This window comes from Nocardioides sp. CPCC 206348, assembly GCF_048654705.1.
GTDB lineage: Bacteria > Actinomycetota > Actinomycetes > Propionibacteriales > Nocardioidaceae > Nocardioides.
Genome location: NZ_JBMCZA010000166.1, coordinates 4,040 through 4,300, shown reverse-complemented (window position 1 = coordinate 4,300; position 261 = coordinate 4,040). Strand labels below are relative to the sequence as shown.

General features: G+C 73.6%; 1 protein-coding gene. It reads right to left on the bottom strand.

What is annotated here, in order from left to right; all coding sequences use genetic code 11:
• Window positions 1–261: biotin/lipoyl-containing protein (locus ACOADB_RS13090; protein ID WP_378599167.1), on the bottom strand; the 261-nt coding region annotated here is incomplete at both ends.

Below are 261 nucleotides of genomic sequence, written 5' to 3'. Positions count from 1 at the left end.
GCCAGCTCGGCGCCGACCTCGACGGTCTCGTCCTCGGCAGCCTTGATCTCGAGCAGCGTGCCCGCGACCGGAGACGGGATCTCGGTGTCGACCTTGTCGGTGGACACCTCGAGCAGCGGCTCGTCGACGGCGACGGCGTCACCGACCTGCTTGAGCCAGCGGGTGACCGTGCCCTCGGTGACGGACTCGCCCAGCGCGGGGAGCGTGACCGCCGTACCGCTGGCGGCGCCGCCGGCAGCGGGTGCCTCGGCAGCGGGAGCT